The 23375-nt window shown below is 63.6% G+C and carries 21 protein-coding genes and 1 tRNA gene; 16 read left to right on the top strand and 6 right to left on the bottom strand.

All coding sequences use genetic code 11. From position 1 onward, the window contains the following. Positions 1 to 122: 122 nt before the first annotated feature. Positions 123 to 1934, bottom strand: a complete 1812-nt coding sequence (locus NKJ77_RS12380) for a methyl-accepting chemotaxis protein (protein ID WP_023833278.1) — start codon at positions 1932 to 1934, stop codon at positions 123 to 125. Positions 1935 to 2201: 267 nt separating this feature from the next. Here NKJ77_RS12380 and NKJ77_RS12375 point away from each other — a divergent pair, with 267 nt between their 5' ends. The 13 genes from NKJ77_RS12375 to NKJ77_RS12315 all read left to right on the top strand — a co-directional run bounded on the left by NKJ77_RS12375 (position 2202) and on the right by NKJ77_RS12315 (position 14752). Next, positions 2202 to 3170 (top strand): D-alanyl-D-alanine carboxypeptidase family protein, encoded by a 969-nt coding sequence (locus tag NKJ77_RS12375; protein ID WP_023833279.1) that lies wholly within the window; start codon positions 2202 to 2204, stop codon positions 3168 to 3170. Between the two features lie 431 nt (positions 3171 to 3601). Then, positions 3602 to 4504: a DUF1003 domain-containing protein gene (locus tag NKJ77_RS12370; protein ID WP_352535273.1), complete on the top strand. Its 903-nt coding sequence runs from the start codon at positions 3602 to 3604 to the stop codon at positions 4502 to 4504. A 162-nt stretch (positions 4505 to 4666) separates the two neighbouring features. Then, a tRNA-Arg gene (locus tag NKJ77_RS12365) sits at positions 4667 to 4743 on the top strand. Positions 4744 to 5038: 295 nt separating this feature from the next. Next, positions 5039 to 5272, top strand: coding sequence for an acylphosphatase (locus tag NKJ77_RS12360; RefSeq protein ID WP_023832684.1), 234 nt, complete (start codon positions 5039 to 5041; stop codon positions 5270 to 5272). A 156-nt stretch (positions 5273 to 5428) separates the two neighbouring features. Then, positions 5429 to 6082 (top strand): Rieske 2Fe-2S domain-containing protein, encoded by a 654-nt coding sequence (locus tag NKJ77_RS12355; RefSeq protein ID WP_023819712.1) that lies wholly within the window; start codon positions 5429 to 5431, stop codon positions 6080 to 6082. Continuing rightward, complete coding sequence (locus NKJ77_RS12350) at positions 6079 to 6924, top strand: aromatic ring-hydroxylating oxygenase subunit alpha (protein ID WP_023742256.1); 846 nt, start codon at positions 6079 to 6081, stop codon at positions 6922 to 6924. Before NKJ77_RS12355 ends, NKJ77_RS12350 begins: the two co-directional genes overlap by 4 nt. Continuing rightward, positions 6921 to 7580, top strand: a complete 660-nt coding sequence (locus NKJ77_RS12345; RefSeq protein WP_023699368.1) for a glutathione S-transferase family protein — start codon at positions 6921 to 6923, stop codon at positions 7578 to 7580. The genes NKJ77_RS12350 and NKJ77_RS12345 overlap by 4 nt, the downstream gene beginning before the upstream one ends. Position 7581: 1 nt before the next feature. Then, positions 7582 to 8961 carry an amidohydrolase gene (locus NKJ77_RS12340; protein WP_352510631.1) on the top strand — a complete coding sequence of 460 codons (1380 nt, stop codon included), beginning with the start codon at positions 7582 to 7584 and terminating at the stop codon, positions 8959 to 8961. 26 nt (positions 8962 to 8987) lie between these two features. After that, positions 8988 to 10085 (top strand): BMP family ABC transporter substrate-binding protein, encoded by a 1098-nt coding sequence (locus tag NKJ77_RS12335; RefSeq protein ID WP_352535276.1) that lies wholly within the window; start codon positions 8988 to 8990, stop codon positions 10083 to 10085. Between the two features lie 3 nt (positions 10086 to 10088). Next, a complete protein-coding gene (locus tag NKJ77_RS12330; protein WP_023699370.1) occupies positions 10089 to 11612 on the top strand; it encodes an ABC transporter ATP-binding protein in 1524 nt (507 codons plus the stop codon). Then, positions 11609 to 12709, top strand: coding sequence for an ABC transporter permease (locus NKJ77_RS12325; RefSeq protein WP_023695008.1), 1101 nt, complete (start codon positions 11609 to 11611; stop codon positions 12707 to 12709). The genes NKJ77_RS12330 and NKJ77_RS12325 overlap by 4 nt, the downstream gene beginning before the upstream one ends. Further along, a complete protein-coding gene (locus NKJ77_RS12320) occupies positions 12706 to 13617 on the top strand; it encodes an ABC transporter permease (RefSeq protein ID WP_023700481.1) in 912 nt (303 codons plus the stop codon). The genes NKJ77_RS12325 and NKJ77_RS12320 overlap by 4 nt, the downstream gene beginning before the upstream one ends. Positions 13618 to 14164: 547 nt before the next feature. Beyond that, positions 14165 to 14752 (top strand): hypothetical protein, encoded by a 588-nt coding sequence (locus NKJ77_RS12315; RefSeq protein ID WP_031195837.1) that lies wholly within the window; start codon positions 14165 to 14167, stop codon positions 14750 to 14752. A gap of 355 nt (positions 14753 to 15107) precedes the next feature. On the opposite strand, the gene NKJ77_RS12310 is transcribed toward NKJ77_RS12315, so the two are convergent. Beyond that, positions 15108 to 15290, bottom strand: a complete 183-nt coding sequence (locus NKJ77_RS12310) for a hypothetical protein (RefSeq protein WP_196815106.1) — start codon at positions 15288 to 15290, stop codon at positions 15108 to 15110. Positions 15291 to 15508: 218 nt separating this feature from the next. Then, positions 15509 to 16612, bottom strand: a complete 1104-nt coding sequence (locus NKJ77_RS12305; protein ID WP_352535272.1) for a LacI family DNA-binding transcriptional regulator — start codon at positions 16610 to 16612, stop codon at positions 15509 to 15511. Between the two features lie 580 nt (positions 16613 to 17192). Between NKJ77_RS12305 and NKJ77_RS12300 the strand changes: the two genes are divergently transcribed. The 3 genes from NKJ77_RS12300 (at position 17193) to NKJ77_RS12290 (ending at position 20847) form a co-directional block, all read left to right on the top strand. Next, positions 17193 to 18155: a sugar-binding protein gene (locus NKJ77_RS12300; protein ID WP_023672352.1), complete on the top strand. Its 963-nt coding sequence runs from the start codon at positions 17193 to 17195 to the stop codon at positions 18153 to 18155. A gap of 122 nt (positions 18156 to 18277) precedes the next feature. Beyond that, entirely contained in the window at positions 18278 to 19816 is a 1539-nt protein-coding gene (locus NKJ77_RS12295) for a sugar ABC transporter ATP-binding protein (RefSeq protein WP_023672351.1), read from the top strand. 44 nt (positions 19817 to 19860) lie between these two features. Continuing rightward, a complete protein-coding gene (locus NKJ77_RS12290; RefSeq protein ID WP_023684050.1) occupies positions 19861 to 20847 on the top strand; it encodes an ABC transporter permease in 987 nt (328 codons plus the stop codon). 2 nt (positions 20848 to 20849) lie between these two features. Here the strand turns inward: NKJ77_RS12290 and phnN are convergent, their stop codons facing one another. From phnN to NKJ77_RS12275, 3 genes are read right to left on the bottom strand one after another with little or no spacing between them, the layout of a single operon-like run. Further along, positions 20850 to 21479, bottom strand: coding sequence for a phosphonate metabolism protein/1,5-bisphosphokinase (PRPP-forming) PhnN (gene phnN / locus NKJ77_RS12285; RefSeq protein WP_023744939.1), 630 nt, complete (start codon positions 21477 to 21479; stop codon positions 20850 to 20852). Beyond that, on the bottom strand, positions 21476 to 22630 hold the full coding sequence (locus NKJ77_RS12280; protein WP_352535271.1) for an alpha-D-ribose 1-methylphosphonate 5-triphosphate diphosphatase: 1155 nt from the start codon (positions 22628 to 22630) through the stop codon (positions 21476 to 21478). Before NKJ77_RS12280 ends, phnN begins: the two co-directional genes overlap by 4 nt. Before the next feature lie 34 nt (positions 22631 to 22664). Then, the gene (locus NKJ77_RS12275; RefSeq protein WP_352535270.1) at positions 22665 to 23372 is read right to left on the bottom strand and encodes a DUF1045 domain-containing protein; all 708 of its coding nucleotides are present in this window, start codon (positions 23370 to 23372) and stop codon (positions 22665 to 22667) included. Between the last annotated feature and the right edge of the window lie 3 nt (positions 23373 to 23375).

Here is a 23375-nt window from a genome sequence, read left to right as displayed (position 1 = left end):
GCGCGAGCACAAGAAGCTCGCTCTGCGCCAAGCCGCATGACCAGCATCATGATCGCCCATTTTGCAGAACTTGACGCACACAACCGCGGATCGACCCTCCCCACAAGGGGGAGGGTGGACGCCTACTGCCGTTTGTACTCCCGGACCGGCGACTTGGTGCCGTCGGTGTAGGTGACCTGCACCGCCATCGAAGTCACGTTGTCGGCGACCTTGAAGTAAGGCTGGTAGTCATAAGGAATGGCGTACGGGTCCTTCTTGTCGCAAGGCGGCAGCTTGATCTCCTTGTCGAGCGCCGTGCCGTTCAAGCTGTAGCGCACCTCCTTGATGCCGCAGCGGAATGACAGCATCTGGGAGAAATAGACCAGGCCGTGATTGCCGCTGGCGTCGAAGGCGATCCACGACGTCCAGAACTGGTCGAGGATCTGTTTGTTGCCCTGTTGCAGCGCCGCGTCCGGATCGAAACTTATGTCGAACGGCCCGGTCTCGCGGCCCCTGAGATCGAGATATTTGACCCCGATGGTGGTGGCCGTGGTGCTGTCGGGCAATTCGAAGCTCGGATTGGGCATCGGCTTGCCGGTGCGCTGGTCGTTCATCGCCATCAGCCCGGTGTCGGTGAACGGACCTGACACACCCATGCGCCAGGAAATGCCGGTCGCGGCCTCGGGCAGCGAGATGGAGATCGTCCAGCCGGCATTGGAGCGCATTGGCGTCAGCGTCGGGGCAAAGCGTGCTGGGTCGAGCACGTCGCCAAGCGCCGTCAGGCGGGTACGGCTGCGGTCGAGCCAGTCGGCGAGCTGCGTCTGGTCGACGAAATATTTGAGCAGCCCGCCTTCCTTTTCATAGGAGACGAACCTGGTCAGCGCCTCGGCCTCGCTGCGCTTGTCGGACAGCGACTGGACGCCGAGGCGATCCTCGGAAAACTCCTGCGCGAGCAGGTAATAGGCCGGTGCGAAATCCGGATTGGCCGCGATGAAGGCGTTGAGCTTGTCGAGACGTTGGGCATCGTCGAACTGCAGGATATGGACCAGCTTGATCGACAGCGCCTTGGCCTTGTCGGCCAGGGCGCCGAACACTTCGCGGGCGCCGGCCTTGCCGTCCTGCACGCGCAGCAGGGTGGCGAAGCGTGTGTAGGGATCGACGGCGTCGACGTCGAAACCGGCGAAAGCGAGATAGGAGCGCCGCGCATTCAGCATGTCGCCGGAAAGCTCGTAGACGCGGGCATTGTGGTAGAATTCGTCCGGCCGCTTCGGCTCGGCGATCGTCCCGCCCTGCGCGGCCAATGCGGCAAAGCCCTTCGCGATGGTGTCGATCGAGGCGGCGATCTGCTCGGTGGTCGCCTGAAGCTTATCCGCCTGCTCGGCCTGTTTCTGCTGGCCGGCAGCGAGCGTTTCGGTCGTCTGCTTGACCGCCTCTACCGACTTTTGCGTCTGCGCGCCCTGCTCAGCCTGCTGCTGCTGGGTCGACGCAATTTCCTCGGTCTTCTTCGCCACCGCGTCGGTCGATTGCTTGACCTGGTCGACCGCCAGCTTCGTCTCGGTTACCGTTCGCTCGATCCTGGCCACCCTGGCCGAGACGATGCCCATCTGCTGCTGCAACTGGGCGATGGCCGGCACCAGGCCGGCGATCACACCGTTCTGCGAATTGGTCTGCTGCTGCAGGCCATAGACGCCGCCCGCGACGGCGGCAGCGCTGGTGGCAAAGATCAGCGCCGGCAGCGCCTTGGCGGCCAGCACCAGCCGCAGAACGATGGCAATGGCGATGACGGCTGCGGCAACCGAAGCGACCAGCGCGATATAGGCGGCGAACGGCGCCAGCGGATTGAGGATGTCGGAAGCAGCGCCGCCGATGAAAGCGACGCTGCCGGCCCATTTGCCGGTGCGGCTGAGCGAAGCCCTGATAAGAGATGGCGCAGCCGCGCCGATGTCACCGGTCATTGTCAAATCCCCCCAAGCAATTGCCGCCTCTATAGCAGCACCGCGACCCCGCAGGCAAAACAGGACAGGAAGCAGGCGATTTCGGGCGGGTGGGCGGATGTCGAGGTTGCCGTTTCAGCGCCGATGATTGGCGAAGCCGAAGCGACATCTGATCTCCCCCCTTGCGGGGGAGATTGGCAGCGTCATCGGCAGCTCCGCCGTTAACCAAATGGACGAACACAATGGGTTAGGCTAGGTTCCGGCCCTCTCAGCAACGCCGGACTTGCCTTGCCAAACTTCCATTTCCCCTCCCTCATACAAAAATTCGTCGCGGCCTTGCTGCTGCTCGTCTTCGTTGCCGGCTGCAGCACCACCGCGCCGCCCGACAGCGTGCTGGCGGTGCCGGCGCCGCAGGAGAAATATGCCGCCATCGTAATCGATGCCGGCAGTGGCAAGACGCTGTTCGAGGTCAGTTCGAGGGCGCAACGCTATCCGGCGTCGCTGACCAAGATGATGACGCTCTACCTGCTGTTCGAGGCGCTGGAGTCCGGCCGTGTCTCGAAGGAAACGCAGATCCCGGTCTCCGAGAATGCCGCCCGGCAGCCGCCGACCAAATTGCGCTTCAAGCGCGGCGAGAGCATCGATGTCGATTCGGCGATCCGGGCGATCGTTGTCAAGTCGGCCAATGACGTGGCGGTGGCGGTGGGCGAATATCTCGGCGGCTCGGAGAACCAGTTCGCCGCCATGATGACCTCGAAGGCGCGCCAGATCGGCATGAGCAGCACCGTCTTCCGCAATGCCTCCGGCCTGCCCGACGATGGCCAGCACACATCGGCGCGCGACATGGCGACGCTGGGGATGGCGCTGCGCGCCCGCTTCCCGCAGCAGTTCCACTATTTCTCCGAAAGCGACTTCATGTTCCGCGGCCGGCTGGTGCGCGGCCACAACGACATGCTCGGCCGGGTGCGCGGCGTCGACGGCATCAAGACCGGCTATATCAGGGCATCCGGTTACAATATCGTCACGTCCTACAATGCCGACGGCCGGCATCTGATCGTGGTGGTGATGGGCGCCGACAGCGCTAGGCAGCGCAACGACCATGTCGAAGCGCTGATCCAGCGCAGCCTGTCGCCCGCCATGGCCGATACGAAGACGCGGCTGATGTTTGCGGGAGATCAGCCGGCCGCGTCGCCCGGCCTGCCGCCGCCTGGTTTGCCGGCGCAGGGGTCGCAGTTGCCTGGTTTACCGCCGCAATAGAACCCGTCGTTGGGTGGAGGAACTCTGAAACGCCGGCGGGACAGCACCCCCCTCTGGCCTGCCGGCCATCTCCCCCTCAAGTGGGGAGATTAGCAGCTTCGGCGTCTCGCCTCTTTTTCGTGTTTGGCGAAGCCATGGCGAGATCTGATCTCCCCCCTTGAGGGGGAGATGTCCGGCAGGACAGAGGGGGGTCGTGAAGGATCGCTGCCTCATCTTAACTCTGCAGCAGGCGCGACCTCCGTCGGCAACAGCACTTCGGCGGTCTGGTTGCCGAGCAGCAGGCGAGCGAGGCCCCGGGGGGCTGCGCCGCCACAGGCAATTGCAGCAGGCATTCATCACAAGCGCTTGCACAAGCCCGCAATCGTCACCGCGGCGGTGGCTATGCCGCCTCGCCTTGGCGTATCGTGGGCGCGACAGCAGGAGCCGGCATCATGAGCCCAAAACCATCCGAACAGGCCGACAATGAAAACGACAGCGGCGGCGAGTATTTCGAGGCGCCGCCCGCCCACGACGCCGAACTGGTTGCCGACGAGGCGCTGGAAGCGCCCGATGTGCCGGACTCCGAACCCCATGGCCGCCTGAAGCCGAAGCGAAAGCCGTCGGCGATATCAGGTAGAAAGTTCCGCAAGCGTGACCTGGTGCGCATCGACGACCTCAGGCCGAGCCTGGCCGACCGCATCCGCTCCGATCATCCCGACCTGCCGCGCGGCGCCCGCATCAGCCGCGAGGAGCTCGGCCGCTACCGCATGCGCTACATGGAGGAGCTACTGCAGCAGGAGCATGGCGAATTCTCCGAACTCGACCGCCAGGTGGTCGAATCGATCGCCAGGCAGGACACGATCTCGGAAAACTCGGAAGAGGAGTTCGAGGAGCACCGCTCGTTCGCCGACCGCGTCTCCGACAACATGGCGGCTTTCGGCGGCAGCTGGTGGTTCCTGATCTCGTTCGGCAGCGTGCTTGCGGTGTGGGTCGGCATCAATTTGATCGCGGGCGTGAGCAGCGCCTTCGACCCCTATCCCTTCATCCTGCTCAACCTGCTGCTCTCCTGCATCGCCGCCGTCCAGGCGCCGATCATCATGATGAGCCAGAGACGGACGGAGGCCAAGGACCGCCTGCGCTCCTTCAACGACTACCGGGTGAACCTGAAAGCCGAGCTGGAAGTGCGCCATCTGCACGAAAAGCTCGACTATCTGATCTCGCGCCAATGGACGCGGCTGGCCGAAATGCAGCAGATGCAGCTGGACGCGATGCATGAACTGACCGGCGCGAAGAAGGCGAAGCGGGCGCCGCGCAGGGTGCGCAGGCGGGTGGCGAAGGTGGAGGTGGCGGGGTGAGTCCCGGGCTGAGGCTGCAGGGCGGACGCGAAGTTGCCAGGCCGCGCAAGGCGGCTTCGAAAATATCGCCACGCCAATTGCCCGTTGAAGCCCGCGCCGGCTTCCGCTAAGAAGCCGTGGCTGGCCGGCCTATCGGCTGGTTCGTTTTCAGGTTCCTTGAAGGCACCCGTAGCTCAGCTGGATAGAGCGCTGCCCTCCGAAGGCAGAGGTCACAGGTTCGAATCCTGTCGGGTGCGCCAACTTACCGATGTATTACATTAGCTTAGATAACCCAAAAGCGCGTCGCGCTGAAACGGATTCATGCGATCGCTTTAAAGTCTTTGTTTAATGCATGTCGTTGTTCCAGAACCGCGGCACTTCTGGGCGACATGCATCAGTGCCCGGGTGCAGGCATAGCCGATCAGTCCATACGGTGTTATTGGCGCGTCGATTACCACTTCCGCCCGTTCAGTCAGACGCTATGCTGCTGACCGTGACACCAAGGCGCGCGTTCCGTTCGTGATGAAGCAAAGTCAACACCGCTTGCATGAGCGGATGACCATTCGCGGCCACCTCGAACCCGCGTCCTTCGTGCCCTGGATCATGCGCCATGCGGCCAAGCTCGGTCTCGCGCACCACATCGCTCATGCAAGCACCGATCGCATCGAACTCGATATTGCCGGTGCGGCGGAGCTGATCGACATGATGGAGATGGGATGTTCGCTTGGGCCCATTGAGGTCTGGGTCGAGACGATCGACCGCGCGCCTGTCGAGCAAAAAAACATATAGCTTTGCGTGTGGTTACCTCGGTTTGCACTTAATTTAACCAATATTGCAATTGCGAAATTATTATGCATACGTCAGCCGCATCGAGCGGTTCGCCAACTCCTTGCGCCGGCATCTCTCTGGTCGGGAAACAGTAGTATCAGTACGGAAAGTAAGGTCATGCTGTCCGACAAGACGGACACCTGGGTGCCGGTCGCCCTTACCCAGGATCTGCCAACAGGACAGGTAATGCCGGCGCGGACGCCCGCCGGTCCCATTGCCCTCTGGCGAAGCCAATCGGGGCGCTTGGCGGCATCGGCGGATCGCTGTCCGCATCGCGGCATGCGCCTCTCCCATGGCTTCGTGCGCGGCGAGGCGCTCTCCTGCATCTATCACGGCTGGACCTATTCGCAGGCCGGTCAGTGCCTGCGCATTCCTGCCCATCCCAGCCTCACGCCGCCGGAGACGATTCGAGTTGCGACCCGGTTGGTCGAAGAGGCAGGCGGGATCATCTGGGTCGCGGATGGAGAGCCTGACGGCAAGCCACCCCTTTTTGAGGGTTACGTCCCGCTCCGTTCATTGACGGCCCGCGCCGGAAGTTCGGCGCTCTTTGTCGCTGCCGGTACGAAGGCCACCGTTGAAGGATGCGTCTGGCAGGCACCCGGCGCGCCGGCAATCCGCCTGCTGCCTATCCCGCAGGAAGCCGGCGAGACGCTGATCCACGTCCTTGTTCCAGCCGATTGCGATGCGTCCGAGCGCATCGCGGCCTCGCGAGCCGCCGAGAGCCTTCGGCGCATGGCCGAAGGGATCGAGGCGAAAGGGACTGTGCCATGATCGACGATGCGATGCGCCACGAATGGTATCCGGTCGGGCTTTTCAGCCGGCTCGACCGCTATGGGCGCGAGACCACCCTGATGGACGAGCCGATCAAGGTTGCGCTCGACGCCAATGGCGCGGCGAAAGTGACAGGCGAAAACGGGCGCGTGCTGCCGGTTTCGGTGCGCTATGGCCATATCTGGTCGTCGCTCGGCGAACCGAAGAAACCGGTCTTTCCGATTCCCGAGGCAGACCAGCCCGGGCGCCGCTTCGTCGATGTCGGCGTGGTGCGGGTGCGCTGCTCGCCGCTCCGCGCCGTCGAGAACTTCCTCGACATCGCACACTTCCCCTTCGTCCATACCGACATCCTCGGCTCGGAGCCGCATACCGAGGTCGAAAACTACAAGGTCGAGATCCGCGAGGAAGAGGACGAGGTATGGGCGACCCAGGTGAAGTTCTACCAGCCGCAGGCGGCGAAATCCGCGAGTGGAGGTATCACGACGGAATACATGTACCGCGTGCCGGCTCCGACCTGCTCAGTCCTCTACAAGACCTGCCCGCCGCGCCCGGACGAATGGGATGTCATTACGCTATTCGTCCAGCCGCTTGCCGAGGATCTCTGCGACGTCTGGCCATGGATGGCGCTTTTCGATGACGAGACGCCACTGACCGATCTCATCCATTTCCAGCAGACGATTTTCCTGCAGGACCGCTCGATCCTCGAAAACCAGATCCCGCGTCTTCTGCCGCTCGATCCCGGCATGGAAATCCCCACGCGCGCCGACCTGACCTCGGTCGCCTATCGCCGCTGGCTGAAGCGCCACAATTATACCTACGGCGCGCAATTGGTGGCACAATGAAGCTTTACGACTACATCCTCTCCCCAAGTTGCTACAAGGTGCGCCTGATGGCCACGCTGTCAGGTGTGAAGCTCGAAATCCGCCCGGTCGACTTCCATCCCGGCGCCGAGCATCGTGGCCCCGAGCTTATGGCGCTTAATCCGGGAGGCTCCATCCCGATCCTTGAAGACGGCGACCTGATCCTGACCGAGTCTTCCGCCATGCTTGGCTATCTCGCCGCGAAGGCAGCACCGGCCTGGCTCGGCAGCGGCGCCCCCGAGGAGACGGCGCGCATCCAGCAATGGCTTTCCTTCTCGCACAGGCTGACCGCCAACCTCGGCGGCGCGCGCCTGCATGAGATGCTGCTGCGTCCCGGTGACATCGGTGCGCTTCAGGCCAATGGCATAGCGGCACTACGTGAGCTGGAAGCCGGCCTCTTCGAACAAAAAATGCGTGGCGATCGGTTTCTCGCATCCGACCGGCCGACGATTGCCGACATTGCTTGCTTTCCCTACGTCGCGCTCGCGCCCGACGGCGGCGTTTCCCTCGATCCGTATCCCACGATCCGGCTCTGGTCGCGAGCGCTCCGCAGCCTCGACAATTTCATCGAAATGCCCGGTATCCACCGGCTGCACGAGTTGAAGCCCGAACCGCGACCCATGCTGGACGAGGCGTGAGGTGACCGGCTATCTCCTGAAGAATTGCGCAGCGGTCATCACCGACGAGGGCAGGGGTCCGAGCGTCCGGCGCAATGTCGATGTGCTGACGAATGGCCCGCAGATCGAGGCAATCGGGCAAGGCCTGCACAGAAGCGAGTTGCCGGCCGGTACTATCGTGCAGGACGCCGACGGCTGGTTCGTCTATCCCGGCCTCGTCAACACGCACCATCACTTCTTTCAGTGCTTTGTGCGCAACCGTGCCGAACTCGACTGGACGAAGCTGTCGGTCATCGAATGGCTCGACCGGATCTATCCGATCTTCTCCCGGCTCAACGAGGATTGTTTCTACCACGCCTCGATCACGGCGATGGCAGAGATGATAAAGCACGGTTGCACGACGGCCTTCGACCACCAGTACAATTTTCCGCGCCATGCCGGAAAACGGCTCATCGACCGGCAGTTCGAAGCGGCCGATCTTCTCGGCATGCGTTTCCATGCCGGCCGCGGCGGCAACACGCTGCCAAAATCGGAAGGCTCGACCATTCCAGACGAGATGCTGGAGACCACGGACGAATTCATTGCCGACTGCGCACGCCTCATCGACACTTATCACGACACCAGTCCCTTCAGCATGCGTCAGGTCGTGGTCGCTCCCTGCCAGCCGGTCAACTGCTACCGCGAGACCTTCGTGGAATCGGTTTCGCTGGCGCGTGATCGCGGGGTGCGGATGCACACCCATGTCGGCGAGGGCGAAAGCCCGATCATCGAGGCCCGCCATGGCATGCGTACGGTGGACTATCTCGAGGACCTCGGATTTGCCGGCCGAGACACTTTCTATGCCCATTGCTGGGAGCTGACGCATGACGAACTGCGGCTGATGGCGGCGAGCGGCACCGGTGTCTCGCATTGCCCTGAGCCGGTCTATCTGGTGGGTGCGGAGGTGACTGATATTCCCGCCATGTCCGCCTTTGGCCTGCGCGTCGGTCTCGGCTGCGACGGTGCTGCCTCGAACGACAATTCCAACCTCATGCACTGCATCCATTCCGCCTACATGCTGCAATGCCTGGCGGCCTCGACGCGCGCTCATCCCGTGCCTGCGCCGGTCGATTTCCTCGGCTATGCGACAACGGGCGGGGCCGCGCTTCTGGGCCGCAATGACATCGGCCGACTGTCGCCCGGCATGGCCGCCGACCTCTTCGCGATCGACACGCGCCGCATGGATTATGTCGGCACGCGCCACGATCCATTGAGCCTGATCGCCAAGGTCGGCATCGGCATGCCCACCGACATGACCATGATCAACGGCCGCATCGTCTGGGAGAAGGGTGCGTTTACCGGGCTGAACGAGACCCGGCTTGCTGCGGACGCGGAAGCCGCTTTTGCCGCGGTGGAATTCTAACAACTTAAGACAGGGGAACTGACATGCTGAACTATCTGACCCGCAGAACTCTGATGAAGGGCCTTGCCGCGACAGGGCTTGCCGGCGCGCTTGGCAGCCGTCCCGCCTTTGCGGCCGACGAGCCGCTCGGTATCACGCTCGTGCTCCCGTCGCCGGTCGGCGATGTCGGCTGGGGCCATGCGCTCGCCGCCGGCCTCGAGCCGGTCAAGGCCGCGTACGGCGACAAGGTGAAGATCACCGTCATCGAGAACATCGCCGAAGGGCCGGACGCCGACCGGATCATGAACAAGACCGTCGCCGACGGTAACAAGTTCCTGATCGCCGGCTCATTCGGCTACCAGAATGGTGCATTACAGATCGCCCGCCGCGATCCTGCGGTCACCGTGCTGCATGCCTCCGGCTTCCAGACCGCGCCGAATTTCTCGCCCTTCGCGGCGAAGTATTTCCAGGGCATTTACCTGCTCGGCATAGCCGCCGCAGCTCTTTCCAAGACCGGCAAGCTCGGCTCCGTCTCGGCCTTCGCCATTCCGGAGCTGATCACCTCGATCAACGCATTCACGCTCGGCGCACAGACTGTAAATCCCGATATCGAGGTATCGGTCGTCTGGGTGAACTCCTGGTTCGACCCGGCCAAGGAACAGGAAGCCGCCAAGGCGCTGATGGCACAGAACTGCGACGTGATCTTCTCGAACGCGCAGGACACACCCTCCGTGATCTCGGCCTGCGAGGAGGCTGGCGTCTACGCGTTCAACCTCAATTCGTCGATGAAGAAATATGCACCGAAGAAATATCTCGGCTGCATCGCGACGGACTGGTCGCCCTTCTTCAAGGCTTCCGTGGATGCCCATCTGGCCGGAACCTTCAAGGGCGCCAACACCTTCCTCGGCGTCGCCGAAAAGGTGGTGGAGGTCGTGGACTGGAACTCAGATATCCCAGCCGACACGATGACGAAGATCAAGGAAGTGGCGGCGAAGATCGCCGACGGCAGCTTCTCGCCCTTCACAGGTCCAATCACCAAGGCCGACGGCAGCGAAGCCGCCGCCGCCGGTGCGACGATAGCGGATCCCGAGATCGTCGCGATGGACTGGCACGTCAAGGGTGTCACCACACCACTGCCGAAGTAAGTCATGACCCCGCCCCTTCTGTCGCTCCGCGGCATCTCGAAGAGCTACGGCCAGATCCGGGCTAACGAAGCCATCGATCTGGACGTGGCGCCCCAATCGATCCATGCGATCCTCGGGGAGAATGGGGCGGGCAAATCGACGCTGATGAAGCTCATCTATGGCGTTGAACAGCCGGACGAAGGCACCGTCGTCTGGAACGGAGAGCCTCTGCGCCTTGCCTCGCCGGCTGAGGCACGGCGCAGGGGCATCGGCATGGTCTTTCAGCATTTCTCGCTGTTCGAGACGCTGACTGTCGTCGAGAACATCCAGCTCGTCGTCCCCGGCGGCAAGGCGGAGCTGGCGGGGCGCATCCGCAGCCTCGGCCAGGATTTTGGCCTTGAAGTAGATCCTCTCGCCGATGTGCACGCGCTCTCGGTCGGCGAACGGCAGCGGGTGGAGATCATCCGCTGCCTGATGACGGACCCGAAGCTGCTCATTCTCGACGAGCCGACCTCGGTCTTGCCGCCGCAGGCGGTGAAGAAGCTGTTCGACACGCTCAGGCGCCTTCGCGACCGCGGCGTGTCCATCCTGTTCATCTCGCACAAACTGGAGGAAATTCGCACGATCTGTGACCAGGCGACGGTCTTGCGTGGAGGGCGCGTTATCGGCACCGTCGACCCGCGCGACTATGATGCGCACGACCTCGCCCGGATGATGATCGGCCGCGACATGCCCGAGGTGATGCCCGCGTTGGCCATGCCCGAGGGGGAGAAGCGGCTGGAAATAATCGACATGGACTACACGCCGGACGACCCCTTTGCCACGCCGCTCTCCGGCATCAGCCTCACGGTACGATCAGGCGAGATCCTTGGCATAGCCGGAATATCGGGCAATGGCCAAGGCGAGCTTGCCGCGCTCATCTCGGGCGAAGCGATGCTGCTGAAGGAACAACGCGACCGGATCTACATGATGGGCCGCGACGTAGGCACACTCGATGCGGCCGCGCGCAGGAGATTTGGCTTCGCCTTCGTGCCCGAAGACCGGCTGGGACGCGGCGCGGTCCCTGAAATGTCGCTCGTGCTCAACACCGTTCTTACCGCCCATCCTTTCGATCTCGTGAGGCGCGGCCTCATCAACAGCGCCGGAGCGACGGCTTTCACCAGCGAATGCATCCGTCGGTACGACGTCCGCGCCTCCGGCCCGGATGCCGAAGCGGGCTCGCTGTCCGGCGGCAACTTGCAGAAATTCATCGTCGGTCGCGAGATGATGCTGTCGCCAAAACTGCTTTTCGTGGCGCAGCCGACCTGGGGTGTAGACATTGGCGCTGCATCCGCCATCAGAAGGCGGCTCATCGCGTTGCGCAACCTGGGCGTGGCGATCCTCGTAATTTCCGAGGAACTCGAGGAACTTTTCGAACTCTGCGATTTCATCCAGGTGCTCCATCATGGAATGCTGAGTCCGCCTCTGGTCACGCGGGACACGCGCCCCGAAGACATCGGCAGATACATGATCGGAGCACATGCCTCGCCAGAGAAGGTTCCTGCATGAGCGTTTGGGCCGCGACGTTCCTCCCCGCGCTCGTCCGCCGGGAGCATGCCTCGCTCGTCGCGGCCATGCTGGCCCCGGCTGTCGCGCTTGGCATGGCGATCATCCTCAATCTGGGCCTTTATGTGCTGATAGGCCGAGATCCGGCGGCCGTCCTGTACGCGATGCTTCTCGAGCCGTTCCTCTCCTGGGCATCGTTTGCGGAGGTGCTGCTGAAGGCGGGGCCCCTTCTCCTCATTGCTCAGGGGCTGGCGATCGGTTTCCGCGCAAAAGTGTTCAACATCGGCGCGGAGGGCCAGTTTATCCTGGGCGCTATTTTCGCCTCGGCGATCCCCGTCTGGTTTCCGCAGGCGACCGGGCAGTGGATCTGGCCGCTGATGCTGCTTCTCGGTGCCCTCGGCGGTGCACTTTGGGCATCTATCACCGCCTTCTGGCGCGTCAGGCTCAATGCGAACGAGATCCTGGTCTCCCTGATGCTGAGCCTCGTTGCGGCGCAAGTCCTCAACTACCTGCTGCTCGGCCCATGGAAGGACCCGGCCGGCTTCAATTTCCCACAATCCGTCATGTTTCAGAACGACGCGATGGTGCCGACCCTGATCACCGGTACCCGCGTCAACGTCTCGCTGCTCATCACACTTGCGCTCTCGCTGGTGGCCTGGGTTTTCATGCAGCGAAGCTTCATGGGGTATAAGCTCAAGGTCGGCGGCCTTGCCCCGCGCGCGGCCGGTTACGCCGGCTTCAGCGAAGGGCGTGCGATTTGGCTATCGCTTCTGATCGGTGGCATGGCGGCGGGACTGGCAGGCGCGGCGGAAGTCGCGGGTCCGCTCGGCCAGCTGCAGCGCTCGATCTCGACCGGCTACGGTTATGCGGCCATCATTGTCGCCTATCTCGGCGGCTTGCATCCAGTCGGCATCATCTTTTCCGCGCTCTTCATGGCTGTCCTCTATATCGGCGGCGACAATGCGATGGTGTCGGCAAACCTGCCGATCGCCGCCGTCCGCGTCTTCCAAGGCAGCTTGCTGCTCGCCTATCTCGGCGCTGTGGCCTTCGTGCGCTACCGCATCGAGTGGCGCCGCCCCCATCACCTGAGCCAGCCATGAACGCCGTCGAGTTCATTATTTCGGGCATGCTCGCAGCGGCAACCCCCTTTCTCCTTGCCGCACTCGGCGAGTTGGTGGTCGAGCGCGCCGGTGTTCTTAACCTCGGCGTAGAGGGCCTGATGGCCCTCGGCGCGGTGCTCGCGTTCATCGTCGTCTACCACGGCGGTGGACACCTGCTGGGGTTCGTTGCCGCCGGCCTCGGTAGCGCCGTCCTGTCCCTCGTCTTTGCAGTGCTGGCACTCGGATTCCGGGCAAACCAGGTCGCGACAGGCCTTGCGATCGGCATTCTCGGCCAAGGCCTTTCGGCGCTGTTCGGCAAAAGCTACGAGAGCTTGACGGTGAAGGGGCTCCCGAAACTTGCCTTTCCCGGCCTCTCGGAAATCCCGGTAGTCGGCAGGCTGTTTGTCCAGGACATCGTCGTATGGCTTTCCCTTGCCGTGACGTTTGCGATCTGGGCGATGTTTGCCTATACGAGAGTCGGCCTTGTCGTGAGGGCAATCGGCGAGAATCCCAAGGCAGCCCATGCCATCGGCTATCCGGTCATCGCTATCCGTATCGCGGCCATAGCTTTTGGTGGCATGATGGCGGGTTTTGCCGGCGCCTATGCGGCGGCGGTGTACACGCCCCTTTGGGCGGACGGTATGATTGCCGGACGTGGCTGGATCGCGATCGCACTCGTTGTCTTTGGTACGTGGCTCGCTGGCCGCATCTTCCTGGGTGCCTGCCTCTTCGGTGCGGTTTCGCTGATGAGCCTCGCCGCCCAGGCGACCGGTCTGGACTTGCCATCGCAACTGCTTTCCAGCCTTCCCTATCTCGTTACGATCGTCGTGCTCGGTGTCATCTCGGCGGACCGCCGCTTGCTCAGGCTGAACGGTGTCGCCTCGCTTGGCGAACCCTTCGAACGTTAGCCGGGATTAAAGTGGATTTGCGAAACTCGGCGTAAGTTGAAGAGATTCGAAACGCCAGCGGACGATCGGCATCCGATCCAAAGGGCAGAAACGCCAAACGGGGCGAAGGTATGCCCGCAAGGGTAGCGCTGACGCCGTCGACTGCGAGCAGCGGAACGATGTGGCGCACAACGCGCCCGACATCGGTGGAGATCGTCGCGGGTTTCTTGGATCGTCCCCTTTTCTGCAGTACGAGCCCCATTCTCGAGGGTCCATTCTCCACCGCAGCCTAGGGAAGCGGCGTCGCAAGATGGCCTGAGGCATGCGCCCGGTAAATTCCCGCATGCGAGCACTCGTCCTGCCTGTCTAAGGTTCCGAGTCTAACCGCAAATCCTCGATTTTTTCCGCCAATTCCAACATATATATTCCGGTCGCCGCAAGAAGCCATAACAACGATTTCCAATACTACCTATTCTTGCAGAAACTAAAAACGCTACACTCGCGTAATCATATTGGTAACGGATGCTGTTCAACCTGCGTCCAGGCAACCAGCACGGGGAGCGGCGTTATGGATTTCTTTAAAAGTTTAACAAAGGTCTTGGCCGGCGGCGCGGTTTCCGTAGCTTTGTGCTTTCCGGCTGGCGCGGGCGGGCTCAGTGTGGGCATCGGCGGCAGCGGTGGGGTGGGTGTTTCGGTCGGCGGCAGTGGCGGCGGGCTTGGCGTCGGTGTCTCGGTCGGCGGGAGCAAGGGCGTCAATGCCGGAGCGACGGTCGGAGGCACCAGCGGCACCACCGCCAGTGTCGGCGCCTCGGTTGGCAGCGGCGTTACCGCCGGCGCAGGCGTATCGGTCGGCGCGGGCGTCGGGGTCGGGGTCGGCGCAACCGTCGGCAGCGGTGTCGGGGTCGGCGCCGGGGTCGGGGTGGGCAGTGGAGTGACGGCCGGGGTCGGCGTCGGCATTGGCACACAGACAACGACCACCAGCCCCAGGGATCCCAACACGCCGGCGGTGCCGGCGCGACCGGCGGTGGTTGCCATCAGCGCCATGTCGGCCGGCCAGATCGCCAAGATGAAAAAACGCTGCGCCAGCGTGCTCAGCGGCAAGGGCACCTACGACCGGGACCTGAAGGAGCTCTGCCGGATATTGGCGCGGCGCTGAGTACCGCAACATCGCATCTGCCGTGGGGCGTCAGTCTCTCAGCCAGCCACTGCCGCAAGGTGGCGGGCATTCTTAGGGGGTAGCTTTGCCAAGCGGTTCAGAGTTTCGCGGAAAGGCGGAACCGCTCAGGCTGTGCGCTTTCATCGGCGGCATTCCGCATGGCTTGGTCGCCGAGCCGAAGGAAGCGCGCCGCCCGGTAGCGGCCTTGCTCCGACCTCTGCCGTCCGTCCGGTCACCCGTTTGGGCCGGCTCGAAGATTCGCCTCTGGCCTTTTGTATCACCCGCTCTAGCTGCTTTGTGTTAGGCTCGTCATGTTAGCCTTGTCTTGCTGATGGAGGTTTTGATGGATCGGCGATCATTCTTGACAGCATTGTTTGGCGTTGCGGGGGCCGCGGCGCTTGCTACCGCGGTTCGGCCTCTCGAGGCCGTGGCCGGGGTTCCCAATGTCGGTAACGGCATTCTCGATGAACTCGACAAGCAGGATGCCAATTCGTTTGATGACGACGAAGGCGCTGGCGATGTCGAGCAGATCTCGCATCGGCGATGGCACCATCGTCGCCACCACAGGCGGCATGTCTGGAGACGGCACTGCCGCACGTTCTGGCGGCATGGCCGGTTGCGCCGGCGCTGCTATCGCAGGCGCTCCTTCGTCGTCTTGCGGTTCTAACCGCGGCACGTTCCCGGATTGACCCTGCCCTGAGGCGCAAACACCAAACAGACCCATCCCGATTTGCATCGGGATGGGCTGGTTCAGCTTTATCCAGCCACAGCTGCCACCGAATCCCGCTGCACCAGCGGGCATTCCAGCTTGGTGATTGGATAGCGGCCGCGGCCGGGAGGCGGCGGCACTTCGAGCTGTTCGATCGCCCATTGGCCCATCGCCATGTGCGGCAGGATCGATGTTGTCAGCGGCGGGAACAGGTGGCGGGCGATCTCCTCGTCGTCATAGCCGACGACGGAGATGTCCTGCGGGATGTGCAGGCCCGCCTCCTTCAGCGCTTCGTAGCAGCCGATGGCTGTGCGGTCGTTCTGGCAGAAGATGGCGGTCGGGCGCTCCTTGAGCGCCAAAAGCTCCACGGTCGCGGCATAGCCGGCGCTCGCCGACCAGTCGCCCTCGACCACCAGTTCGGGATCGAACGGGATGTCGGCGGTGGCGAGCGCCCTGCGGTAGCCTTTCAGCCGGTCCTGCGCGGCCTGCATCCACGGCTCGCCGGTGATGGTGGCGATGCGGCGGTGGCCGTGGCCGATCAGATGCCGGGTCGAGTTCTGGCCGCCGGCGATCTCGGACGGCACCACGGCCGGGAAGGCATAATCGGCCGTGTAGCAGTTGAGCAGGATGACCGGGATGTCGAGGCCGTAGAGGAAGTCCGGCGCCGTGATCTCGCGGGTGAAGATGGTCATGTAGATCAGCGCCGAGATGCCGCGCCTGGTGAGCGCCGCAACGGCGCGCGGCTCCATGACGGCGTCGCCCATGGTCTGCGCCACGAGCAACACATTGCCGGCGTTCCACGACGCCTGGCGCGCGCCCTCGATGGCGACAACGGCTTCCGGGCTTGTCGCCAGCTGGTCGACAGCGAAACCGATGACACCGTCAAGTCCATCGAAGGCGGGAACAGGTTTGCGCAGCGCCGAGAAGGCGGGTGCTGCGTAGCCGAGCGAGCGCGCGGCGTCGATCACCCGCTCGCGCGTCTGCTGCGACAGCCGGATGCCGGGCGAATCGTTGAGCACGAAAGAGACGGTCGCCTGCGAGCAACCGGCTGCCCTGGCAATGTCGGTCATGGTGACGCGGCCGCCCTTGGCAGCTCTCGCCGGCGCCTTGCGCCGCTTCGCCGTGTCGTCCGGATCCCTCGTCTCGCTCATGGCATTGCGTCCCAATCCCCAGCCTGTCTAGTCGCAAGCCTGCCACACCGACAAGATGGTGTCGCGCCGTCGACCAATGGAAATAGTCGAAGGCGATTATCTTTATTAGCAGTTTTGAAGTTCCCCGCCATGCCGCTGCGGGCTGCGTGAAATTCAAGGACTGCAAGGCATCTGCTTGCGCGAAGCCGTGCTGCACCTGTTCGGGCAAACTAGACCTAGGGCCCCCGCCGAGTGTCCGCGCGAGACCTCTGCTAATAGTGTTTACTAATACAAAACGACGCTGTAACGTCAATCCGCCGTGTCCGGTCAGGTGGGACCCGTGCGGCGAGAAGTGCACGTGAATGGCCCGATGGCGAGCGGGGTTTGCCTCCGCAAGCTTGGTCTCGGACATGTGATATGTCAGACAAATCAGACTATTTACGAGCACGGGATGAGTCTCTAAAGTCCGTGATCGCGACCGACGACGCCATTCTTCAGCGCCGGGAACCCCTGAGGAGGAGGGCGTCCAAATCGCGAGCGGCAAGTCAGTGAATGCAAGATCGGTTCAGTCCGACGACTGAGCCAAAACGGGAGGTTGAACATGAAATCCTTGATACGACATGCATCCGTGGCCACCGCAGCCCTGCTGCTTGGCCTGACCGCGACAGCCATTGCGCGCGCCGACGACAAGCCGACGCTTGCCTTCGTCGTCAACGGCGCTTCCGATTTCTGGAAGGCCGCCGAAGCCGGCGTCAAGAAGGCGCAGGCCGAATTGCCCGACTACAATCTCGAACTCAAATATCCCGAGCAGTCCTCGGTCGCCATCCAGCAGCGGCTGATGGACGATCTGGTGACCGCCGGCGTCAAGGGCATCATGGTCTCGGCCGTCGACCCCAAGACCTCGACCGACGGCCTGAACAAGATCGCGTCGGAAACGGCGCTGTTCACCACCGACTCCGATGCCCCGCAGACCAAGCGCGTCGCCTATATCGGCTCGTCCAATGTCGACGCCGGCAAGCAGGCGGCCGAGATCGCCAAGAAGGCGATGCCGGACGGCGGCAAGTGCCTCGGCTTCGTCGGCCTGCTCGGCGCCGACAATGCCAAGGAACGCATCCAGGGCATGAAGGACGGCCTCGCCGGCAGCAAGATCGAACTGGTGGACGTGCGCGGCGACGACATCGACCAGGCGCGCGCCAAGAAGAATGTCGAGGACGCGCTGGTCGCCAGCCCCGACATCACCTGCATGGTCGGCTTCTATTCCTACAACACGCCGCGCATCTATGAAGCGCTGCGCGACGCCGGCAAGCTCGGCTCGATCACCGTCGTCGGCTTCGATGACGATCCGATCACGCTGGGCGGCGTCAAGGAAGGCACCGTGGCGGCGACCGTCGTGCAGCAGCCCTTCGAGTGGGCCTATCAGGGCATGAAGCTGATGGCCGCCTATCTCAAGGGCGACAAATCAGGCATTCCGGAAGGCGGCCTGATCATCATCCCGACCAAGATCATCGGTAAGGACGATGTCGACACCTATGCCGCCAATCTGAAGGCGATGTCCGGAAACTGAGACCACGAGCAGTTGCGCCGGCTCAGGGTTCGCCTTGAGCCGGCGATCGTGTTGACGGGTCGGCCAAGGCCCGTCAGTCTGTAGCCCACCGGCTGCTGGCAAGCCTGATCAAATATGGCGTGATGAATTATTCCGACCCATCTATCGTCGCAACCACCCCGTTCCTCGGCCTCGAGAACGTGCGCAAGACCTATCCGGGCGTGGTGGCGCTGGACGGCTTTTCCATGGAGGTCAGGCCGGGCGAGGTGATCGGCCTGGTCGGCGAAAACGGCGCCGGCAAATCGACCTTGATGAAGATCCTCGGCGGCGTCACCAGGCCGGACAGCGGCGCCATCACCGTCGACGGCGTTGCGCATGACGGGCTCACCGTCGAAGGCAGCCTGGGGTCGGGCATCGCCTTCGTCCACCAGGAACTCAATCTCTTCGAAAACCTCGATGTTGCCGCCAATATCTTCTTCGGCCGCGAGCCGTTGCGCGGCGGGCCGCTGAGATTGGTCGACCGCGCCAAGCTGCGCGAAATGGTGGCGCCACTGCTGAAGCGCGTCGGCGCCAATTTCTCCGCCGATACGCCGGTTGCCTCGCTGTCGCTGGCGCAGCAGCAGATGGTCGAGATCGCCAAGGCACTGTCGATCAAGGCGCGGCTGGTGATCCTCGACGAGCCGACGTCGAGCCTGCCGCTCGCCGAAACCGACAAGCTGCTCGACGTCATCAAGGCGCTGAAGGCCGATGGCATCAGCGTCATCTTCATTTCGCACCGGCTGCATGAGGTCGAGCGCGTCGCCGACCGCGTCGTGGTGCTGCGCGACGGCATGCTGGCTGGCACCTTGCCGAAGAGCGCCATCAACCACGACCAGATGGTCAAGCTGATGATCGGCCGCATGCTGAAGGAGCGCGAGAAGGCCTCCGAGGCGGCTCGGGCGCCGGGCGCCACTGCGCTCTCGGCCAAAGCCATCCGCACCCCCGCCTACCCTGCCCGGCCGGTCGACCTCGACATCAGGCGCGGTGAAATCCTCGGCCTCGCCGGCCTTGTCGGCTCCGGCCGCACCGAACTGGCGCGGGTGTTCTTCGGCATAGACAGCACGCTTGGCGGTGGGCTCGAACTCGACGGCAAGCCGCTTGTGCTGGGTTCGGCGGCCGATGCGGTCGCGCATGGCATTTTTCTGGTTCCGGAAGACCGCAAGCTGACCGGCATTTTGCTTGACCTGTCGATCGCGCAGAACATCTCGCTGCCCAACCTGCCGGCGCATGCGAAGCGTCGACTGGTGTCGGCAAGCGCCGAGACCGCCACCGCCGAGAAGCAGAAGAGCAATCTCGGCATCAAGGCGCCGTCGGTGCAGACGCGAACCGGCACGCTGTCGGGCGGCAACCAGCAGAAGGTGGTGCTGGGCAAATGGCTGGCGATGAACCCGAAGGTGATGATCCTCGATGAGCCTACCCGCGGCATCGATATCGGCGCCAAGGCCGAGATTTACGGGCTGATGCGAGCCTTGGCCGATGCCGGCGTCGCCGTGCTGATGATCTCCAGCGACATGGAAGAGGTGATCGGCGTGTCCGACCGCATCGCCGTCATGCATGAGGGCCAGATCTCGGGCATTCTCGACAAAGAACAATTCAGCCAGGAAAACGTGCTGTTGCTGGCGGTCGGCAAGCCGGCAAACTAGCGGGCTTCAGGCGATTGCCGGTCCGGCGCATTGGGGAGAAGACGATGAGCAAAAAAGATCTCGGCCTGCTGATCCTGATCCTGGTGGTCGGCGCCGTGGTGACCGCCATCAACCCGCGCTTTCTTTTGCCGATCAACCTCGCCAACACCTCGAACCTGATCGGCCTGTTCGGGATCCTCGCCATCGGCCAGGCCTTCGTCATCATCACCGGCGGCATCGAATTGTCGGTGGGATCGCTGGTGGCGCTGCTCGGCACGCTGTTCATCGATTTCATCGCCGTGCGCGACATGCCATGGCCGGTGGCGCTGCCGCTGATCCTGGTGCTGGGCGGCATCATCGGGCTGGCGCATGGCTGGCTGATCACAAGGCTGAAATTGCAGCCCTTCGTGGTGACGCTGTGCGGCCTTTTGATCTATCGCGGGGTCGCCCGTTTCTATACCGCCGACGGCACCGCCGGCTTCGCCTTCGGCCAGAATTTTCCCGAGCTCGAATTCCTCACTGCGGGCCGCAGCTATGGCGTGCCCAACAGTTTCATCGCACTGATCGTCATTTCGATCGTCATGTGGGTGGTGCTGCACCGCTCGGTGTTCGGACGCTACCTCTATGCCATCGGCAAGAACGAAGAGGCGGCTAAATATTCGGGCATCCGCACCGGCCGCGTCGTGATGGCCGCCTATGTCATCTGCGGCGTTCTGACGGCGCTGTCGGCGATCTATTTCGCGATGTACACGCGCTCGATCTCGCCGGCCAGCCACGGCCAGTTCTACGAACTCTACGCCATTGCCGCCGCCGTGCTCGGCGGCTTCTCGCTGCGCGGCGGCGAAGGCTCGCTGGTCGGCGTCATCCTGGGCACCGTGCTGCTGCAAGAGTTGCAGAACCTGGTCAATCTGCTCGGCATCCCGTCCTCGCTCAACTTCGCGGTGATGGGCGGCGTGATCCTGATCGGCGTGCTGGTCGACCAGCAATGGGGCGTGTTCCGCGCAAGGCGGCTGATGCTCGATGCCAGCCGCAAGACTGTCGCGGCCGAGTAGCGCTACATCACGCCGGAGATATCCGAGAAGGCCATCGCCTTGCGCAGCACCTCGGCGAAGCGTTCTCCGGCGGCTTCGCGCTGGCCGCCGTTGTCGATGGAGGTGACACCGGGTCCGGACAAAGCGACATTGGCGCTGCGGGCGAGCCGCGCCAGCACTTCGCCGCGCGATTCGCGGCCGCGCTGGGCGAGACGCTCGGCGAGGATTTCCGGCGAAGCGGTGATCTCGACGACAGCCAGATTGGCATAGCGCTCCCGCAGCACCGGGATGACTGCGCGCGAGACATTGGCCACGGCGACATGGCCATTGGCTATCGACCAGTCGACATCGGCCGGGATGCCATAGCGCAGGCCGTGCGCCTCCCAGGAAATGGCGAAAGCGCCGTCGGCCTGGGCCTCGGCAAAGGCGGCGTCGGCCAGCGTGTCGTGATCCTCGCTTGCGGCGTCGCTCGGCCTGGTGATGACCCGGCGGACGAACTCCAGCCTCGTCTCGTCGGCAAACAAGGTGCGGGCATAGCCGATTACCGTATCCTTGCCGGCGCCGCTCGGGCCGACGACGGCGACAAACACGCCGTTGCGGAGCGGAAAGGCCTCGCTGCTGAGTTCGCGCTCGATCGACGCCGAGACCATCAGGCGACCCGGCGCCCTTGGCGCCAGACAGTGCGCACGACCGGCACATGGTCGTCGACGCGCACACGCACCAGATCGGCGCGGCGGCCCTGTTCGATGACGCCGCGGTCGTTGAGGCCGATCGCCTCGGCCGGATTCTTCGACACCATCGCAACCGCCTGCGGCAGGGAAATGCCCTCGACGACGTCGCCGAGGAAGAAGGCCGACTGGATCAGGCTGAAGGGAATGTAGTCGGACGACAATATGTCGAGCAGGCCGTCGCCGGCCAGCGTGCGGGCCGAGACATTGCCCGAATGCGAGGAGCCGCGCATGACGTTGGGCGCGCCCATCAGCACGCCGAGCCCGGCATCCTTCGAGGCCTTGGCGGCTTCCAGCGTGGTCGGGAATTCCGCGACGCGCACGCCTTGTTCGATCGCCTCGTCGACATGGCCTGATGTGGCGTCGTCATGGCTCGCCAGCACAATGCCCCGCTCGTTGCAGGCGGCTGATATCGCCACCCGGTTCGGTCCCGAATTCTTCGCCGATTCCGACATCCGCTTTTCGCAGAACAATTGGAAGTCGCGGTCGGTCAATTTCAGCTTGCGCTGATAGTAATGGGCGTAGGTCTCGAGATTGACGAACTGGCGCTGTCCCGGCGCATGGTCCATCAGCGAGGCCAGTTTGACCCGCCCGTCGCCATCGAAATTGGCGAAAGCCCGCAAGCAATCCGGCGCCGAGACCTCACAGCGCAGGTGCAGGAAATGGTCGGCCCGCAACCGGTCTTTCGCGACGCTGTCCTCGATCGCGCCGGCGAGCTTGCGGATATCGTCGGAGGTAATATCCGCGTCCTCGTCCATGCCGACACGCAAAGCGTCGAGGACGGTGGTGATGCCGGCGGTGGCCACCTGCGCGTCATGGGCAAGGACGGCGGCGATCGGGTTCCAGCGCACTTTCGGGCGCGGCGCATAGTGGCCTTCAAGATGGTCAGTGTGCAGCTCGACCAGGCCGGGAATGATGTAGTCGCCGCCCATGTCCTCGCCGCCCATGTTCCCGCCGGTGTGGGCGGTGCCGGCGTCGATGCCGGAAATAAAACCGTCGCGCAGCACGAGCGACCCTTCGACGATCTCGTCGGCAAGCACGATGCGGGCGTTGTGGAGAACAGTTTCGGCGGTCATTCAGGCAGTCCCTGGTTACTCGGACGAATTCCGGTCAGGCGGTTTTTCGGGCAGCGCGGCGGCCGAGCGCATGATGCGAAAGCACCATGAACGGAGCGCCCGGTTCGGTTTCGACGAACAGCGTCAGCGCATCCACCAGCACCGGCTGCTGCAGCACATCGGCGAACAGGCTGTCAATTGCCGCGCGCAGACGTTGGCTTTCCTGCGGCCCGGCCCGGCCGGACAGTGTCATGTGGAAGCGAAAGGTCTCGAACACGTAGGGGTAGCCCCACTGACAGAGATTGCGGAACTCGGCCGCCTTCAGCGAATCCGGGCTGCGCCGTTCGATTTCCGCTTCGGTGAGCGGCGCGCGAAAACGGTCGAAGCTAAGCACGACATCATCGGCGAAACGGTTGAGCGGCGGCAGCGGGCCTTCCGGCACCAAAGCGAAGAAACCATCGATCTGGCTGACGACCAGGCGCGGGATGGTGATGGTCGGCGTTGCTTCGGCAAAGGCGTCCAGCGCCGCGCGCAGCGAGCTTTCGGTTTCGTTGACCGCCAACCGGAAGGGCGCTTTCAGCGTCGCATGAAAACCGTAGCGCCGCGCCGATGCGGTGTGAAAGGCGACTTCGGCCGCCGAGAGCTCGCCCACCGCCTCGACGGGTCTGGCGGCGGCACCAAAGGGGTCGCGGCCCAGCCAGTTGGCGGCGATCCGCGCCAACGGCTCGTCCTGCCTTGGGGTGAAATAGATGGCGTAGCGCATCGA

It is taken from the genome of Mesorhizobium sp. M0052 (assembly GCF_040323255.1).
Classification (GTDB): Bacteria; Pseudomonadota; Alphaproteobacteria; order Rhizobiales; family Rhizobiaceae; genus Mesorhizobium.
The sequence above is the reverse complement of the archived record's forward strand: the minus strand, read 5'-3'. Positions and strand labels throughout refer to the sequence as shown.

Coding starts and splice junctions, on each gene's coding strand:
- NKJ77_RS12380 (WP_023833278.1), bottom strand. CDS start 1,934: ATGACCGGTGACATCGGCGCGGCTGCGCCATCTCTTATCAGGGCTTCG.
- NKJ77_RS12370 (WP_352535273.1), top strand. CDS start 3,602: ATGAGCCCAAAACCATCCGAACAGGCCGACAATGAAAACGACAGCGGC.
- NKJ77_RS12360 (WP_023832684.1), top strand. CDS start 5,039: ATGACCATTCGCGGCCACCTCGAACCCGCGTCCTTCGTGCCCTGGATC.
- NKJ77_RS12355 (WP_023819712.1), top strand. CDS start 5,429: ATGCTGTCCGACAAGACGGACACCTGGGTGCCGGTCGCCCTTACCCAG.
- NKJ77_RS12350 (WP_023742256.1), top strand. CDS start 6,079: ATGATCGACGATGCGATGCGCCACGAATGGTATCCGGTCGGGCTTTTC.
- NKJ77_RS12345 (WP_023699368.1), top strand. CDS start 6,921: ATGAAGCTTTACGACTACATCCTCTCCCCAAGTTGCTACAAGGTGCGC.
- NKJ77_RS12330 (WP_023699370.1), top strand. CDS start 10,089: ATGACCCCGCCCCTTCTGTCGCTCCGCGGCATCTCGAAGAGCTACGGC.
- NKJ77_RS12325 (WP_023695008.1), top strand. CDS start 11,609: ATGAGCGTTTGGGCCGCGACGTTCCTCCCCGCGCTCGTCCGCCGGGAG.
- NKJ77_RS12320 (WP_023700481.1), top strand. CDS start 12,706: ATGAACGCCGTCGAGTTCATTATTTCGGGCATGCTCGCAGCGGCAACC.
- NKJ77_RS12315 (WP_031195837.1), top strand. CDS start 14,165: ATGGATTTCTTTAAAAGTTTAACAAAGGTCTTGGCCGGCGGCGCGGTT.
- NKJ77_RS12310 (WP_196815106.1), bottom strand. CDS start 15,290: ATGCGAGATCTGCTCGACATCGCCAGCGCCTTCGTCGTCATCAAACGA.
- NKJ77_RS12305 (WP_352535272.1), bottom strand. CDS start 16,612: ATGAGCGAGACGAGGGATCCGGACGACACGGCGAAGCGGCGCAAGGCG.
- NKJ77_RS12300 (WP_023672352.1), top strand. CDS start 17,193: ATGAAATCCTTGATACGACATGCATCCGTGGCCACCGCAGCCCTGCTG.
- NKJ77_RS12295 (WP_023672351.1), top strand. CDS start 18,278: ATGAATTATTCCGACCCATCTATCGTCGCAACCACCCCGTTCCTCGGC.
- NKJ77_RS12290 (WP_023684050.1), top strand. CDS start 19,861: ATGAGCAAAAAAGATCTCGGCCTGCTGATCCTGATCCTGGTGGTCGGC.
- NKJ77_RS12280 (WP_352535271.1), bottom strand. CDS start 22,630: ATGACCGCCGAAACTGTTCTCCACAACGCCCGCATCGTGCTTGCCGAC.
- NKJ77_RS12275 (WP_352535270.1), bottom strand. CDS start 23,372: ATGCGCTACGCCATCTATTTCACCCCAAGGCAGGACGAGCCGTTGGCG.